10 protein-coding genes are annotated in these 17,249 nt (G+C 37.5%); 9 read left to right on the top strand and 1 reads right to left on the bottom strand.

The window, feature by feature from the left end:
- Positions 1 to 180: 180 nt before the first annotated feature.
- Positions 181 to 1,713 carry a YifB family Mg chelatase-like AAA ATPase gene (locus tag ACFIMI_RS00675; RefSeq protein WP_375612798.1) on the top strand — a complete coding sequence of 511 codons (1,533 nt, stop codon included), beginning with the start codon at positions 181 to 183 and terminating at the stop codon, positions 1,711 to 1,713.
- An 11-nt stretch (positions 1,714 to 1,724) separates the two neighbouring features.
- Here the strand turns inward: ACFIMI_RS00675 and ACFIMI_RS00670 are convergent, their stop codons facing one another.
- Positions 1,725 to 2,630 (bottom strand): transporter substrate-binding domain-containing protein, encoded by a 906-nt coding sequence (locus tag ACFIMI_RS00670; RefSeq protein WP_375612797.1) that lies wholly within the window; start codon positions 2,628 to 2,630, stop codon positions 1,725 to 1,727.
- A gap of 1,228 nt (positions 2,631 to 3,858) precedes the next feature.
- On the opposite strand from ACFIMI_RS00670, the gene gyrB reads away from it, so the two are divergent.
- From gyrB to ACFIMI_RS00630, 8 genes are all read left to right on the top strand, one after another.
- Entirely contained in the window at positions 3,859 to 6,291 is a 2,433-nt protein-coding gene (gene gyrB / locus ACFIMI_RS00665; RefSeq protein WP_375611371.1) for a DNA topoisomerase (ATP-hydrolyzing) subunit B, read from the top strand.
- A 118-nt stretch (positions 6,292 to 6,409) separates the two neighbouring features.
- A complete protein-coding gene (gene ubiE / locus ACFIMI_RS00660) occupies positions 6,410 to 7,192 on the top strand; it encodes a bifunctional demethylmenaquinone methyltransferase/2-methoxy-6-polyprenyl-1,4-benzoquinol methylase UbiE (protein ID WP_375612796.1) in 783 nt (260 codons plus the stop codon).
- A gap of 2 nt (positions 7,193 to 7,194) precedes the next feature.
- Entirely contained in the window at positions 7,195 to 8,781 is a 1,587-nt protein-coding gene (gene ubiB / locus ACFIMI_RS00655; protein WP_375612795.1) for a 2-polyprenylphenol 6-hydroxylase, read from the top strand.
- A gap of 68 nt (positions 8,782 to 8,849) precedes the next feature.
- A complete protein-coding gene (gene coaBC / locus ACFIMI_RS00650; RefSeq protein WP_375612794.1) occupies positions 8,850 to 10,271 on the top strand; it encodes a bifunctional phosphopantothenoylcysteine decarboxylase/phosphopantothenate--cysteine ligase CoaBC in 1,422 nt (473 codons plus the stop codon).
- A gap of 1,887 nt (positions 10,272 to 12,158) precedes the next feature.
- Entirely contained in the window at positions 12,159 to 12,878 is a 720-nt protein-coding gene (locus ACFIMI_RS00645) for a sulfate transporter family protein (RefSeq protein ID WP_375612793.1), read from the top strand.
- Between the two features lie 986 nt (positions 12,879 to 13,864).
- Positions 13,865 to 14,785, top strand: a complete 921-nt coding sequence (gene accD / locus ACFIMI_RS00640; protein ID WP_375611366.1) for an acetyl-CoA carboxylase, carboxyltransferase subunit beta — start codon at positions 13,865 to 13,867, stop codon at positions 14,783 to 14,785.
- Positions 14,786 to 14,789: 4 nt separating this feature from the next.
- Entirely contained in the window at positions 14,790 to 16,109 is a 1,320-nt protein-coding gene (locus ACFIMI_RS00635; RefSeq protein ID WP_375675477.1) for a bifunctional folylpolyglutamate synthase/dihydrofolate synthase, read from the top strand.
- Between the two features lie 44 nt (positions 16,110 to 16,153).
- Positions 16,154 to 17,152, top strand: a complete 999-nt coding sequence (locus ACFIMI_RS00630; RefSeq protein ID WP_375671718.1) for a complex I NDUFA9 subunit family protein — start codon at positions 16,154 to 16,156, stop codon at positions 17,150 to 17,152.
- Positions 17,153 to 17,249 lie beyond the last annotated feature (97 nt).

Here is a 17,249-nt window from a genome sequence, read left to right as displayed (position 1 = left end):
AAATGTTTTATTGCGTCCCATATCATCATGGTTAAATTTGTACAAATGACTTTCCATGGGAATGCTAAAAAACTGCCCACGTATATAGTTCTCTCTATAAAAAAAGCTATAGAGATGCTTCTTGATTTTTATAAATAGATATGATTGTCTCTACCAAGTCTAAAGGGGGAAAATAAATAAATGATCGCACGTATTACAACTGTTGCTTTTCGCGGTCTAGAAGCAGTCCCTGTCGATGTACAGGTTATGATTTCGTCTGGTAAAATAGGAATGGCTATTGTTGGATTAGCTGATAAAGCAGTTGCAGAAAGCCGTGAACGTGTACAAGCAGCCCTCCACGCTTGTGGACTTTCTATGCCTACTAAACGAATTACGATTAATCTTGCACCAGCTGATTTGCCTAAAGAGGGATCGCATTATGATTTGCCAATCGCCGTAGGCTTAATGCTTGCTATGGGAATCCTCCCTCCCGAAGTAGCTCAAGACTATGTCATTTTAGGAGAATTATCACTGGATGGTTCACTTACCGCCGTTAATGGTGTTTTACCAGCTGCCATGACAGCTTTATCACTCGATAAAGGACTGATTTGTCCCTTCCAATGTGGACCTGAAGCAGCATGGGCAAATGCAGAAATAAATATTCTTGCCCCAGAGACTCTGCTCACTATAGTCAACCATTTCAAAGGAACCCAAATTCAAAAACGTCCACAACCGCGCCAATATACTATCGAAACTGAACTTCCAGATCTTTGCGAAATCAAAGGACAAAAAACAGCCAAACGTGCCTTAGAAGTTTGTGCTGCTGGACGCCATAACCTTTTGTTTGTAGGTCCCCCTGGTGCTGGAAAATCTATGCTAGCGCAACGCTTACCTTCCATTTTGCCACCTCTTGATAGCCGTGAGCTTTTAGATGTCTCTCTGATTGCTTCTATTACAGGAGAAACGGTTCATAATACCATTTCACTTCATTGCCCCTTTCGTTCCCCACATCATTCTGCTTCCATGGCCGCAATGATTGGTGGAGGGCTTAAAGGACGACCGGGAGAGGTCTCCCTTGCTCATAATGGTGTGTTATTCCTTGATGAATTGCCTGAATTTTCTCCACGGGTTCTTGATTCTCTTCGTCAACCTTTAGAAAGTGGGGAGTCAGTTATCGCCCGCGCTAATCACCATATTAGCTATCCTGCTCGCTTCCAACTTATTGCCGCAATGAATCCTTGCCGTTGTGGTATGGCAGGCGAAAAAGACCATGTTTGCCCTAAAGGGATACGCTGTCAAATCGATTATCAGTCCCGTATTTCTGGTCCTCTGCTTGACCGAATTGATTTACGGATTGATGTCCCTGCTTTGACGGCTATGGACCTTATGCAACCAGAACAATCAGAAAAAAGCTGCGACGTTGCCAAACGCGTCGCACGGTGCCGTACCATTCAAGCTAAACGTTTTTCAACAATGGGGTTTGATCATATTCGTACCAATGGCGATTGCCCTGCCAAAATTATAGAACAGATTGCCATTCCTGATAAAAGTGCGACCATACTCTTACGAGATGTGAGTGAAAAAATGCACCTCTCCGCACGCGCTTATCATCGCATTCTCAAAGTTGCACGCACAATTGCTGATCTTGACGGATCAGATACTCTTTCACGCTATCATCTCGCAGAAGCTATTTCCTATCGACTAGGCGCAGAAAGATTAACAGCCCTTAATTAAAAAACTACTCATCAATAAAAACTTATTGGAAAATAACGCAAATAAAGTTCTGTAAGTTTACCATCCTCTTCTAGAGATTTCAGCGCATAATTGAGTACATCAACCAATTTTTCATTCTTTTTTGCAACAGCAAGCTGCATTCCTTGCCCCAATAACTGTGGCGCCATATATGCCCCCCCAACAAAATGGCAGCAATCAACAGATTTTTGTTTTTTGAACCATAATGATAAAGCAAATCCATCATCAAAAATAAGGTCAATTTTACGCTCTTGTAATGCTTTATAGAGCTCTTCTCTCTTTTTAAACCTTTGCCATTTGGCTTTAGGAAAATAATATTGAAAGAGTTTTTCGTGAACACTTTTAGACAAAACACCACTGGTTAAATGTATCAATTGATCGCTTATTGGCTCATCGAGATTTAAACGTCGAGAAGCAACAAATCGCGCTGGAAAGCGCAAATATGACTTTGTAAAAACAAGATCTTGCTGGGTTTTACTTGTTTCTTTTAAACCCGCAATAATGACTTCTGCACCACCATTTTTAACATGTTCTACAAGCTCTTTCCAAGGAATCACTTCTATTTCACAAAGCTTCTCTAATTTTAATTTTGAGCAAATAGCGCGCAATAAATCGATATTATAACCTGCAAGATACCCCGATTGATCAATAAAATTAAAAGGAGGAAAATCAAAAGTTGTTACAAAACGCAAACGAAAGATATCCGTTGTATCAGGTTGTACCAAATGTTCATGCGAATCAAAAAAAGAAGGCAACCTTTCAGCTTCTGCGTAAGAGGAAAATAGAACCCCCCCCGCTACAAATAAAATACGAATAAAAATATTGTATGGATTATTGAATAAAAAGTACTGTAAACGCAATTGAAGATGTTTCACATATATAGATTTTTTTATTTTCAAAATCTCTCCCCCATTTTTCAAAACTAAGATGCAACACTTCTTAACTATTATCTAACGCACTTCACCAAAATATCTGGCGTTTAATAAATAAAATTCTTGCTATTTTTGAAACCATTGAAAATGCTTAGATTTCTGATGTTAATTTTCCAAAATGAATATATAAAAAGTAATTTTAGAGAAAAGCGATTTAATTTTTTAATATAAGAAATAAGCTGTATATACTTTATTGCGTATCTTAAAATATTAAGACCATTTCCTTGCGTATCACAACCTGGGAAGTATATAGATATATTGAAGAAAAGAGTAAAAATACCCCTCAAATGCCGAGGGTTTTCTCAACATTAAGGTTGCATCAACATTTAAGAGCTGAAAAATAAAATGATGATTCTGATTTGCACTTTATTGTCACGATGGGAAAGATGGGGGACATAAATCTTGTAGTATTCACAGGGTATTTTGCGTTATACTATTCAAACATCGTTGTAAAATGAGTTTGGGAACATTGAGAGATGCTCCTTAAAAAAGCGCGTGAATAAACAGTACAATGGCGTTTTGTTTTGAATGAGCGATGCAACCTCACGAGAATGCAAGAAACAAAAGCGTAAGATAATTCGTCATTACCCTCATTATTCAAAAACATCACCGTAGACGTTTTTTTAAATTGTAAAGTTGAATATAAAAGATGATCGTGGAAACGTGTTTTTACATTTACGCATTTATATTTTCCTCAAATGAAGCTTTTTTCACATTTTAAAGATGACACAAACCAATATACACAATATTTTCGCCTCAATCTAACATACAAAAGTTTGAACTGCTTAGAGAGCTCGCAACCTTTGTTTTAAATATATGGTAGAATTAGGATTGAAAAATTGATTTATGGATAAAACAAGTGAGACCTTTATTAGTGTAACACAAAAATGCATAACTAATTCTGAAACATTACGCATATGCAAAAATAAACAAAGTAAATAGCATCGTTTATGAAACAGCTTTTTGTATAAGTCATAAGTGTTTATTCGCCTTATATCACCGCCCTAGTGTTTTACAGCATAGCAGTACACTATCATTTTATCATTCTCTCCATTATATATCGACAGATATTGAATCTAGATCTGATATACGGTAAATATTTAATGTGGTTATTCCATAAATAACTGATCAGAACATTGAGCTTTAAAAAAAGCGGATAAAATATTGTAAATTGAACACAGGAATGGACTAACTTATGAGTGATGAAATAACCTCACCAGCACAAAGCAATAACTATGATGCCGCTTCTATCAAAGTTCTCAAAGGTCTTGATGCTGTACGCAAACGTCCTGGTATGTATATCGGTGACACTGATGATGGATCGGGGTTACACCATATGGTCTATGAAGTTGTAGACAATGCTATCGATGAAGCTTTAGCCGGTCATGCAACTCTTGTAAACGTCACACTCCATGCTGATGGTTCTTGTTCTGTTCGTGATAATGGACGTGGAATTCCGACAGATATCCATCCAACAGAAGGTATTTCTGCCGCTGAAGTTATTATGACACAGCTTCATGCCGGTGGAAAGTTTGATCAAAACTCTTATAAAGTTTCAGGCGGATTACACGGTGTTGGCGTCTCTGTTGTGAATGCATTATCCGTTTGGCTTAAATTGCAAATCAAACGCAATGGTAAAATTCATGAAATATCATTTACCCACGGGGTAGCTGATGCTCCATTAAAAGTTGTTGGCGATTGCGATCAAGAAAGTGGAACAGAAATTAGATTTTTACCAAGCTCTGAAACCTTTACTATGGTTGAGTTTGATTTTGAAACTTTAGAGCGTCGTTTACGGGAATTAGCTTTTCTAAATTCTGGGGTTTATATTCTTCTTGTTGACGAGCGTCATGCTGATATTAAATCCGTTGAATTGCATTATGAAGGTGGATTAATAGAGTTTGTGAAATATATTGATCAATCAAAAAAAGCTCTGCTTGATACTCCTATTTATATTGCAAGTGAAAAGGATGGTATGAGCGTTGATGTTGCCCTGTGGTGGAATGATTCCTATCATGAGAAGGTCTTGTGTTTTACCAATAATATCCCTCAGCGTGACGGTGGAACGCATTTGATAGGTTTCAGAAGTGCCCTTACACGCCAAATTAATGGCTATGCTGAATCTTCAGGTATTGCTAAAAAAGAAAAAGTGAACTTAACCGGTGATGACTGCCGTGAAGGATTAACAGCTATTCTTTCTGTCAAAGTTCCTGATCCAAAATTTTCTTCACAAACAAAGGATAAGTTAGTCTCTTCTGAAGTGCGCCCTATTGTTGAAAGTTTGGTCAATGAAGGTCTTTCAATATGGCTGGAAGAACATCCTCATGAAGCAAAACTTCTCATTAGTAAAGTGGTAGAAGCTGCAACAGCACGTGAAGCAGCACGCAAAGCACGTGAACTCACAAGACGAAAAGGGGCGCTTGATATCACTTCTCTACCAGGAAAGCTTGCCGATTGCCAAGAACGAGATCCCGCAAAATCAGAAATCTTTATTGTCGAGGGGGATTCGGCTGGCGGTTCAGCAAAAAGTGGGCGCTCACGTCAAAATCAAGCAATTTTACCCCTTCGTGGTAAAATCCTCAATGTTGAACGAGCACGTTTCGACCGCATGCTCTCATCTGATATGATTGGAACACTTATTACAGCTCTTGGAACGTCTATCGGTAAGGATGAATTTTCACCAGATAAATTACGTTATCATAAGATTATTATCATGACGGATGCGGACGTTGATGGAGCCCATATTCGTACTCTGCTGCTCACTTTCTTTTTTAGACAAATGCCCGAGTTGATTGAACGTGGACATCTTTATATTGCTCAGCCTCCTCTTTATAAAGTATCGCGTGGAAAATCTTCCCAATATATTAAAAATGAAGCAGCGTTTGAAGAATTCTTGATCGATACTGGATTAGAAGAAACAACGCTTGAGCTTTCAACGGGAGAAGTTCGTGCAGGGGCTGATTTGTATCAACTCGCTAAAGATGCTCGTATATTACGTCAACTTTTAAATGGTCTTCATACCCGTTATGACCGTAATATTGTTGAACAAGCAGCAATTGCTGGCGCTTTTAATCTTGAAGTCTTTGCAACACAAGAAAAAGCGCAAAAAATAGCAGATACTACAGCACACCGCCTTAATCTGATTGCTGATGATATGGAACAAGGTTGGAGTGGACAATATACAGCAGATGGAAGTTTATGTTTTGAGCGTATTTTGCGTGGTGTTAAAGATGTTGTTACGCTTGATGTGGGACTTATAAATTCAACTGACGCACGCCAAATTGATCGCATTTCCCAAAATTTTATCGACATATATCATCCTCCTGTTCTTTTACGTCGCAAAGATAAAACAGAGCGTATTTTTGGTCCTATGAGCCTTTTAGAGAGCATTTTTACAAACGGTAAAAAAGGTGTTACTCTTCAACGTTATAAAGGTCTTGGGGAAATGAATGCTGAACAACTTTGGGAAACAACGCTTGATCCCAATGCACGTTCTCTTTTACAAGTAAAAATTAATGATGCAACCGATGCAGATTCACTTTTTTCTCGTCTCATGGGTGATGAAGTTGAACCTAGGCGTATTTTTATTCAAGACAATGCCTTAAGCGTTGCCAATCTTGATATCTAAAGGTACTCTTCTGTTTTTGGCTGTGTAAATATCGTAGTTTTATACGTTGTTTTTTCGTAGTTGAACATTCCCTCTCTATTTCATTTACGATAAAAGAAAAATAAGGAAGATCATATACATGGCAATTGAAACAGAACGTGTAGGAACCAAGGGTGGCATGGAGCACTCTTTTGGTTTTACAATAGTAGATGAAACACAAAAACAATCCATGGTGGATGGTGTGTTTCATTCTGTTGCTGAAAATTATGACAAGATGAATGATATCTTATCCTTAGGGCTACACCGTGTGTGGAAAAATTCCATGATTGCTTGGCTTTCCCCACCAGCACTTTCTCATTGGAAAGTTCTTGATGTCGCTGGCGGTACAGGTGATATTGCTTTTCGTATTCTTAATGCTTCACGCCAAAAAGCCCATGCTACAGTGCTTGATATTAATGGCTCAATGCTCAGCGTTGGCAAAAAACGCGCACAAAAAAATGGTCTTGCCCCTCTGATTGATTTTGTTGAAGCCAATGCAGAAAATCTACCTTTTGAAGATCAAAGCTTTGACGCTTACACGATTGCTTTTGGAATTCGCAATGTTCCTCATATTGATCAAGCTCTTAGAGAAGCTTTTCGTGTTTTAAAGCTCGGTGGACGTTTCTTATGTTTAGAATTTTCAAATGTCGAGATGCCTTGGCTCGATAAAATTTATGATCTTTGGTCTTTCCATGCTATCCCTAAGCTAGGTCAATTTATCGCAAATGATGGCGATGCTTATCGTTATTTGGTTGAATCTATCCGCAAATTTCCTAAGCAAGATGATTTTTCCCATATGATCAAGCATGCGGGGTTTTCGCGGGTATCGTACCGCAATCTCACCGGTGCGATTGCAGCGCTGCATTCAGGTTGGAAAATTTAAAAATGGTGCAAATTTCCCCTTACTTTCAATTGATGCGTGCAGGATGGGTTTTAACACGTGAAGGTGTTTTAAGTGCTCTTCCTCATGATGATCTTCAAGGATTTCCAGCGCTATGTCATCGTATAGCGAGTGCATTAGCACGACGCAAAACAAAAAAGAAACAGCGATCTGAAAATATTTCATATGCCATTAATAAGCTTGGACCCTCTTACATAAAACTTGGTCAATTTCTTGCCACAAGACCTGATATTGTTGGGCGTGATATTGCGGAAGATTTGTCACAGCTACAAGATCGTGTCCAAACATTTTCTTGCACTGCCGCTATTGCTCAAATTGAAAGTTCTCTTGGTCGCTCTATTGATGATTTATTCGTAAATTTTTATCCCCCCATTGCCGCCGCTTCTATTGCTCAAGTTCATCCAGCTGAATACAGTGATGAAACTGGCCATAAGAAAAAATGTGCTGTAAAAGTTATTCGTCCTAATATCAGAGCACGTTTTTCTAAAGATCTTAGAGGATTCTATCTCATTGCTCATTTACAAGAGCGCTATATCCCTGCCTCTCGAAGGCTTCGTCCTGTTTGTGTGGTGGATACTTTAGCACAAACAACACGACTTGAAATGGATTTACGCTTAGAAGCAGCAGCTATATCTGAAATGGCTGAAAATATTCAACATGATACAGGCTTTCGGGTTCCACGTATTGACTGGGAACGGACAGGACGTAATGTTCTTACAATGGAATGGATTGATGGTATAAGAATATCCGAAATTTCCAAACTTAAAGAAGCAGGTTTTGATTTGAAGGCGCTCGCTATTACGCTTATTCAATCTTTTCTTCGCCATACATTGCGTGATGGTTTTTTTCACGCCGATATGCATCCTGGTAATTTATTTGTAGATGAAAAAGGATGTATTGTTGCTGTTGACCTAGGCATTACAGGAAGGCTTGGTAAAAAAGAAAAGCATTTCCTTGCTGAAATTCTTTATGGCTTTATTACCCGCGATTACCATCGGGTTGCACGTGCCCATTTTGAGGCAGGTTATGTTCCTTCACACCATAATATCGAAAGCTTTGCGCAAGCCAACCGCGCTATTGGCGAACCAATTCACGGACAATCAGCACAAAGCATTTCCATGGCTAAATTGCTCACTTTATTGTTTGAAGTCACTGAATTATTTGACATGCAAACGCGACCTGAACTTTTATTGTTGCAAAAAACGATGGTTGTTGTGGAAGGCGTTGCCCGCACATTAGACCCCACTTTTAATATGTGGAAAGCTTCTGAACCCGTTGTCAAAGAATGGATTAGTAAAAATTTAGGACCCGTAGGCGTTGCAAAAGACTTTAGTGAAGGAGCACAAGCTCTCCTTTCGCTGGCACGCAAAACACCACAATTGGTTCAAAATTTCCAACGGATAGAAGAAGATTTCAATCAAATGAGAAAAACAGGTTTTAATCTTTCTCCTGCTACCCTCAAACAACTTGCTGTGGAACAAAGTCATAGAAACCGTTATGGTCGTTATAGTCTTTTTATCATTGCACTTTGTTGCGCTTGTCTTACTTTTTACTTTTTTCATCTTTTCTAATCTCCTTAATATGCTAAAAATATCAACAATGAAATCATTGCAATCATTTTATTTCTTGGAGGTATTTTATGGCCAGTATTACCATTCGTAACCTGTCTCCTGAAACCAAAGAAGCTTTACGCATACGCGCCGCGCAAAATGGTATTTCTATGGAAGAAGAAGTCCGACGCCTTTTAAGCAATCCCACTCCTCTCACCACACAACCCCTTCATACTAGCGCTGTTGAAATGCAATCATTGAAATCAAAATCTCTCCTTCTTATTATTGGTGGAAGTATTGCATCCTATAAAGCACTTGATTTGATTCGCCGTTTACAAGAACGTGGAGCACATTTAAAAGTTGTAATGACAAAAGCAGCGCAAAAGTTTATTACGCCTTTAGCCGCTGAAGCTTTAAGCGGTGGTACTGTATATACTGATTTATTTTCACGCGAAGAAGAACACGATATCGGACATATCCGTTTAGCACGTAATGCTGACCTTATTATTTTAGCCCCTGCTACAGCCAATCGCATTGCAAAAATAGCCAATGGCATAGGAGATGATCTGACTGATTGCATTCTTTTAGCGGCACGCTGTCCACTCTTAATTGCACCCGCCATGAATCCGTCCATGTGGGCGCATCCTGCCACTATTCGCAATGTTGCACAACTGCGCGCAGATGGCGTTCATATCATCGGACCAGAAATCGGAAATATGGCTGAACGTGACGAGATAGGATATGGACGCATGAGCGAACCTTTAACTATTGTCGCTACCATAGAGACTATTTTGAATGTGCATGAAAAACCTCTCTCTGACCGCCATTTCATCGTTACCTCTGGCCCTACCCATGAACCAATTGATCCAGTGCGTTATATTGCTAATCGGTCTTCAGGTAAACAAGGCCATGCCATCGCAACCGCTCTTGCGCATTTGGGTGCAAAAGTAACACTTATTTGTGGACCTGTTAATCTTGCAGACCCACAAGAAGTAAAAACCATTCATGTTGAAACAGCACAACAGATGTTACAAGCCGTTCAAACCGCATTGCCTGCTGATGGTGCTATCTTTGTTGCCGCTGTTTGTGACTGGCGCAGTCAAACGCAGTCTTTACACAAAATTAAAAAGAATGCTCATAAAATACCACCATCCCTTCATATGGTTGAAAATCCTGACATTTTAGCAACGATTGGACACGCTCCAAACCGCCCCTCATTGGTCATTGGTTTTGCTGCTGAAACATGTGATATCATTGCCAATGCGCAAAAAAAATGTGTTGAAAAAGGAGCTGATTTCATTCTTGCTAATGATATTTCTCTTCAACTAGATGGTACAAGTGTCATGGGTGCTGATACAAATCAAGTTTATCTCGTAAGTAGAAAAAAAGTTGAACAATGGCCCCATATGAGTAAACAACACGTAGCGCAAAAATTAGCAAACGTGATTGTATCATTTCTTGCCCCCAAAACACCTACTCCTCATGAGGAAAATATACCCCTTTGCAAATAAGAACTCTTCAAACGCGTTGATATTAAAACACCTTATAAAATAGAACTGACAATATGTGTCTATCCATCTCAATTAGTATATAATATTTCTGGTTTATAATGATAATATCGCATTGTTCATATTAAATTAGAATCCCAGATATCATAAGATTCTCTCATTCCTAATCTCTCTCATGTTGAATCAATAAAAATCATTTTCTTGCACGTTGTAAACAAGGATAACTGTATGAATACAAAACGTTTCAGAAAGAACTAAAAGCGCTTATAATGGACCGTCTCAAGAACCAAGGGCTTGTCTCGGACAACACTGAGGATGATGGTGCCAGCGTGCTCTTTTTATTAAGCGTAAAGTTAGTGATGCCCTATAAGTTTTATATTATTCACGAGAGCTTTACCCATATACCATTCACAAACGCTGTTGCGAAATGGGTGTGATGAGCGTTGGGAAATGTTTTTTTAAAAAATCCTATCTCACCCTAGCCTTCATAAAAGCAGGATCTATTGCACCACTGTCTCGCCAGCTTATAAAAAAACAAGCTATCATTCACTTTGGCTACCATCAATTTTGACAAAGCTCTTGTAATGGATAAAATTTATAAAAAGCATTTTCTTTCTTCAATGTTTTTATCCACATATTGGTCATATTTATGATATGCAAATAAATGATTTTGATTGTTTCATGATGAGAGCAGCTAATGAGAAAATATGACAACTTTATTTTGAGCTCTTATTCGCTATGAAAAATAATGTATAAATCAATAATATTATAACATCTCAATGCAATTTTAAGCATACTTCATGCTGACGCTCATAAAGAATGTAGACAAAATTCATTGTACCACTGTCTATAAGTTTATGAAACTGAAGCCTTTATTATTTTCCTCAGTGATCGGTCTTTAAGATTAAATGTCTGTGTCCTCTCTCCAGAATACCAAGACCACAAAGACTAGAATTTTATCCATGATATCTTCACATTGTGATGTTTCATGAGAAGCATTTTTATTCCTTTATCGAAAGCTTTGTATCCATACATTGGTCTCGCCTATAATGTGTACGTAAATAATTTTTTGATGTTGAATAGAGTCTTTGAAATTAAAGAATATTTCTATATTTGGGATTTTATTCAAGTTGAAAATGATCAATTCTCTTCGATAAATTAGTGGTGTTATTATCTAAAAATTATTTGATACAGTGCACCACTTGTATGAAAAGTGCTTCAATGAATGCTTACTTCATTGCACTTATGGCTTTTAAAATTCAAAATCTCATCATTTTTAAGCATCCGTGGTTTCTCCCTTTCTTTGCTTCTTCTCAAAAAACTGCTCTTCTATGGGATCTGACAGTCAATCGCCTAAGCTTATTTTTTCCACTTCTATCATATTAATCATTCTGTTGCCCAAAATTAGAATATCTACGGAGCTACTACGTTACCCCTATTCCATTGAACTCAATATTTTTTTGAAAGCGAGAGGCAAAAGCATGCCGCCAAATAGTAGAAAAGTACAGAATTTTAGGAATTGTGCAAAACAATTAAACATTTAGATAAACGAAGTTAGATAACTCTACTGAATAAATAGAAATAAACAACTTTTCTCCCAAATAGTTCTTATTCCTTAATTTTTTACATATATCATATAAACGCAATAATCTACACTATGTACAAAAATACTAAAAATTTCTTCTACAACAGCTACTTTTTAAATTCTTCTTTGTTTTTAAAAATCAAAATTTCTATTTATTCAAACTTTATTTTTAACAAAGAAACCTTAACCGTTTTTTATAATGTTCTTGAAAAAAATCTTGTAATTCAAAGAAAGAAAAAATTACACTGTACATACTTTAAATATATTTCTTGTTTTTTTTGCTTCTTTCCTTAGTTTATTAATCTATGATTTTTACTGCTGCTTATCGTGCTTTACAACGTCTTCTGACCTCGCAATATCGTATTATGATACTGAAAGCATTGGGGGTTACTTTTTTCATTCTCACCATTTTATGGTTATGTGTGCACCAACTTTTTGTGTCTTACTTTTGGCCCTGGATTGCTCAATTTCTTCCTGGACTCCCTAGTTGGGCGGGATGGATTGGTTTTAGCATGCTTATCATCTTTAATCTTGGGTTGGCTCTTTTGTTGGCTTTTTTGATTGCACCCATCACAGCTATGATTGGTGGTTTTTTCATTGACTCTGCTGCTGAAATCATTGAAAAGGAGGATTACCCAAACGAGCCTATTGGACAAGCCTTGCCGTTTCAGCGTTCTCTTATCATTTCCTTTAAATTTGTTATTTTAAGCCTTCTTGGTAATGGAATTGCTTTTATTTTATTCTTCATACCAGGTATTAATTTAATTGCTTTTTATCTTATTAATGGTTATTTGCTCGGTCATGAATATTTCTTGTTTGCGGCTTACCGTTTTCGAACAGAGCAAAATGCGCGTGCTTTTTTACATACTCATTACACAACAGTTTTTGGCGCAGGATTATTGATAGCGATTTTTGTTTCGATTCCTATTATTAATCTAGCAACACCGCTTTTTGCCGCCGCCTTTATGACACATTTACACAAAATGCTTTCCCAAAAGACCATAGCACGCATTACACAAAAATAGTGTTCCTTGACTTTAAGGTTAATAAAACTTGCCAGCCAAAGAAAGCATAATATAAAATTTTATGCTTTATCTTTTATTAAAGCAATATATTGATTTATAATGATAACTTATCGTTTCACAACATGAGTGAAAAACCTAAATATTATGAGGATTTCTCATTTTAATCCTATTCATATTGGATCAATTGAAATCGTTTGTTAATATATCATAAACGGAGGTGGTGTGCGGATAAAAGTACTTTCAAAAAGGCGTGAAATATCTTTATATGAATCCTCTTAATGCAAACATTATCGTCGCATTGAAAACTGAAAAAGAGTATGATGGTGCCGCTTTGTACCTTCTATTTCAGTAAAAACGGATAGCATAATGTCTTTTATACCATTCATGGAGAGTGTATATTCTTCATAAGAGAGTTTTGGAAATTATTGAAAGATATCTGTGTAAAACAAGCACGTAAATGAGTAATATAATGGTATTTTGAGCGTATTCTATTTTAATTGTAAAAAGCGTGCGCTTTAAAGAAACCTTTTGAAAAAAATCTTGCTCTGATGTTAGCGTTTCGCTAATATAGCGTTATTGTATTCATTATCTTTAATGGATTATTTTAGCCTTGTTAGCGCCTTATACTATAAGGTTTCTTTTCTTCAAAACTGTTGATACGAATGATTAATTGGATATTCATTTTTATTAAAAAATAAGGCGTTTGTTAACCATCGCAAGGAGTAAATTTTAACACCAAAGTAAAAAATACAAACATGTAAGTTCTTAAAACTTATGAGAAATTTATTATAGGGAATACTCTTCATGATGCATATGATTGTTATAATATGGGAAAAATTAAAAATTAAAAAACAAGCTATACGTACACTGATAAAAGTATTAAATAGACTCCTTTGTTCAACCGGTAAAGCAAATGTGACTGCTTAAGTTCTATATTCTTTCAAATCATGCAAAAGATGCACAATATTTAAAGGAAGGTTATAAAGATGAACTGGATTACAAATTATGTTCGTCCTAAAATTAACTCTATATTGGGGCGCCGTGAAATTCCAGAAAATCTATGGATTAAAGATCCTACCAGTGGTGAAATGGTCTTCCATAAAGATCTGGAAGCTAATCAATTTGTAGCTCCCAATTCTGGTCATCATATGCGTATCAGTGCTAAAAATCGTCTCATGCATTTTTTTGATGATGGTGTTTATACAGCTCTTGAAAATCCAAAAGTTGTAACAGATCCTTTAAAATTTCGTGACGAAAAACGCTATATTGACCGGTTAAAAGATTATCGTTCTAAACTTGGGGTTGATGACAATATTTTAAGTGCACGTGGTACGATTGAGGGTTTGCCAATTATTGCAACTGTTCAAGATTTCGCCTTTATGGGTGGATCACTTGGTATGGCTTCAGGAGAAGCTATTATCAAAGCTTTTGATACTGCCATTGCTGAAAGGCGTCCGCTGGTTCTTTTTGCTGCTTCTGGTGGTGCACGCATGCAAGAAGGAACACTCTCGTTGATGCAAATGCCCCGTACAACAGTAGCGATTGAAATGTTGAAAGAAGCAAAGCTTCCCTATATTGTTGTGCTGACTAATCCAACCACCGGTGGTGTTACTGCTTCTTACGCCATGCTTGGTGATATTCACATTGCCGAGCCTGGCGCTATGATTGGTTTTGCTGGTCCACGTGTGATTCAACAAACTATACGCGAAACCCTACCAGAAGGTTTTCAAAGTAGTGAATATCTGCTTGAACATGGTATGATTGATATGGTTGTATCGCGTTTAGAAATGAAAACAACAATTGCGCGTATTTTACGCTTGATGATGAAACGCCCTGCTGTTTTTAACCCTTCCGATCCATCCCCAACAGACTCTCAAACATCGCTTTCTAGGACAAAAGCAGCTTAAGTTTATGCAACAAAGTCAAATACAAAGGGTGGTGGATGATTTACTAAAAAATTATCCGAAAAAATTTGATCTTTCTTTAGAGCGTATTGTTCACCTTTTAGAGCGTCTTGGTAACCCACATTTAAAACTTGCCCCTGTTATTCACATCGCTGGAACAAATGGCAAAGGATCTGCTTCAGCAATTTGCCGTGCTCTTTTGGAAAGTGCAGGATACCGCGTTCATGTTTATAGCTCACCTCATCTCGTCAACTGGAATGAACGCTGCCGGTTAGGTCAAAAAGGAGGTGGTCAACTTGTTACAGAAAACCAATTGGCTGAGACAATCCGTGAAATTATAAAAGTAAATCGTCAAGAGCCGATTACTATTTTTGAAATTTTTACAGCCGCTGCCTTTATGTTGTTTAGTATACATCCAGCTGATGTTGTCATTTTAGAAGTTGGATTGGGAGGACGTTTTGATGCTACCAATGTCGTTAACAAACCAGCTGTATCGCTTATTATGCCCATTGATTATGATCATGAGAGCTTTCTTGGAAATACAATTGCTCAAATCGCTTTTCAAAAAGGAGGGATTATCAAACCAAACGTTCCTGTAGTCATTGGGAAGCAAAATTATGAAGAAACTCTTGCTACTTTAATACCCCTTGCTAATAAAAATAAAGCATTTTATGCTCTCTTTGATCAAGATTATCAAAGTTATAAAGAACATGGACGTATGGTTTTTCAAAACAATCAAGGTCTCATGGATCTTCCCCTTCCTAACCTTATTGGAGACCACCAAGTTGCCAATGCTGGTGCATCTCTTGAAGCAGTTTATCAAGCGGGTTTTCAACTTTCAGAACAAACCATAAATGACGCTTTAAAAAATATTTATTGGCCCGCACGAATGCAGCATCTTACCCAAGGACTTTTGGTTGATCAACTATCTCCTGATATTGATTTATGGTTAGATGGTGGTCACAATCCTGCTGCAGGAAAAGTTATTGCGGCAGAACTTACACAATGGAGAAAAAAAACAGATCGCCCCATTATTATGATTGCTGGCATGCTTAATACCAAAGATGCTGTCGGTTATTTTCGTCCTTTAGCTAACCTTGTCGATAAAGTATATACGATACCGCTGCTTGACAATAATGCCAGTATCTCTCCAACAGACTTAGCTGAATCAGCCCAAAAAGTAGGAATCCCTGCTGCCCCAAAAGCGCACCTACAAGATGCTTTGCATAAAATTAAAATGGAATATAAAGAGGCTATTGTCCTTATTAGTGGTTCTCTTTATCTTGCGGGTGATATTTTGCGTGACAATAAAACACCACCGTGCTAGATAATTAACTATTTTTAAAGCTTTGAAAGATAGACTTTTTAATCATGCAACTTGATTGTGCACTTTATCAACATCCTAAACTCATTACTGTTTTTGGCGGATCCGGTTTTGTAGGACGACATGTCGTTGAAACTTTGACTAAGCGGGGATATCGCGTTCGCATCGCTGTTCGTTGTCCACAAAAAGCTTATTATATGCTCCAAATAGGAGAAGTAGGACAAACCCAAATGCTTAAAACAGATATCAAGCATCGTGCCTCTGTTGCACGCGCATTGCTTGGAGCTGATGCGGCAGTGTTTTTACCCGGTAGCTTAAAACAAGCAAATCAATCGAATTTTAAAAACACACAAATTGATGGTGTTTACAATGTTGCTGAATTAACAGCAGAAACTGGTATTCCGCTCATCTATATGTCAACACTTGTGGCTAACGAGAATGCTTCATGTCTTTATGCACGTGTTAAGTTTATGGGTGAACAAATCATTCATAACAAGCATCTTCAAGCAATTATTATCCGTCCATCCGTTATCTTTGGACCAGAGGATTGTTTCTTTAACACCTTAGCAGATTTGTCACGTTTTTTACCAATTATGCCTCTTTTTGGAGGTGGACAAAGCAAATTGCAACCCGTGTATGTTGGTGACGTTGCTGAGTTTATCGTGCGCGCTTTAGATGGACAGGTTGCTTGGGGAAAAAATTATGATCTTGGTGGTCCCCAGATTATCACCCTCCAAAATGCTCTTGAAAATATACTTAAAATCATTCGTCGTAAAAAAACAATCCTATCTATGCCTCTTTCTGTCGGTCTATTGATTGGAGGAATTTTGGGAACAATCGGTAAATTGCCTTTTGTACCAACACTCGTAACAGCCAATCAGATACGTTTTTTGCAAATGGATAACATTGTCTCTAAAGAAGCTATAGAGAATGGATATACGCTAGAAGGAGTAGGAGTTACTCCTAGAGCAATGGCAGCATTCTTGCCAAGTTATCTCTGGCGATTTCGTCCACATGGTCAATTTTCCCAAAACCTACTCGTCTAGAATAAATTCTTCCAAAACTGAGTTAATTATTTGATTTATAATTCATAGCGCGTTGTTAGCGGTTTTAGAATCAGAGTGTTCAATAGAGTGATGTTTT

Origin of the sequence: Bartonella sp. AP4SXKL (assembly GCF_042195845.1) — a bacterium.
In the GTDB taxonomy this organism is placed as follows: Bacteria; Pseudomonadota; Alphaproteobacteria; order Rhizobiales; family Rhizobiaceae; genus Bartonella.
The sequence above is the reverse complement of the archived record's forward strand: the minus strand, read 5'-3'. Positions and strand labels throughout refer to the sequence as shown.

Excerpts from the sequence above, each read along its gene's own strand:
- ACFIMI_RS00675 (WP_375612798.1), top strand. The coding sequence starts at position 181 with ATGATCGCACGTATTACAACTGTTGCTTTTCGCGGTCTAGAAGCAGTC.
- gyrB (WP_375611371.1), top strand. The coding sequence starts at position 3,859 with ATGAGTGATGAAATAACCTCACCAGCACAAAGCAATAACTATGATGCC.
- ubiE (WP_375612796.1), top strand. The coding sequence starts at position 6,410 with ATGGCAATTGAAACAGAACGTGTAGGAACCAAGGGTGGCATGGAGCAC.
- ubiB (WP_375612795.1), top strand. The coding sequence starts at position 7,195 with ATGGTGCAAATTTCCCCTTACTTTCAATTGATGCGTGCAGGATGGGTT.
- coaBC (WP_375612794.1), top strand. The coding sequence starts at position 8,850 with ATGGCCAGTATTACCATTCGTAACCTGTCTCCTGAAACCAAAGAAGCT.
- ACFIMI_RS00645 (WP_375612793.1), top strand. The coding sequence starts at position 12,159 with ATGATTTTTACTGCTGCTTATCGTGCTTTACAACGTCTTCTGACCTCG.
- accD (WP_375611366.1), top strand. The coding sequence starts at position 13,865 with ATGAACTGGATTACAAATTATGTTCGTCCTAAAATTAACTCTATATTG.
- ACFIMI_RS00635 (WP_375675477.1), top strand. The coding sequence starts at position 14,790 with ATGCAACAAAGTCAAATACAAAGGGTGGTGGATGATTTACTAAAAAAT.
- ACFIMI_RS00630 (WP_375671718.1), top strand. The coding sequence starts at position 16,154 with ATGCAACTTGATTGTGCACTTTATCAACATCCTAAACTCATTACTGTT.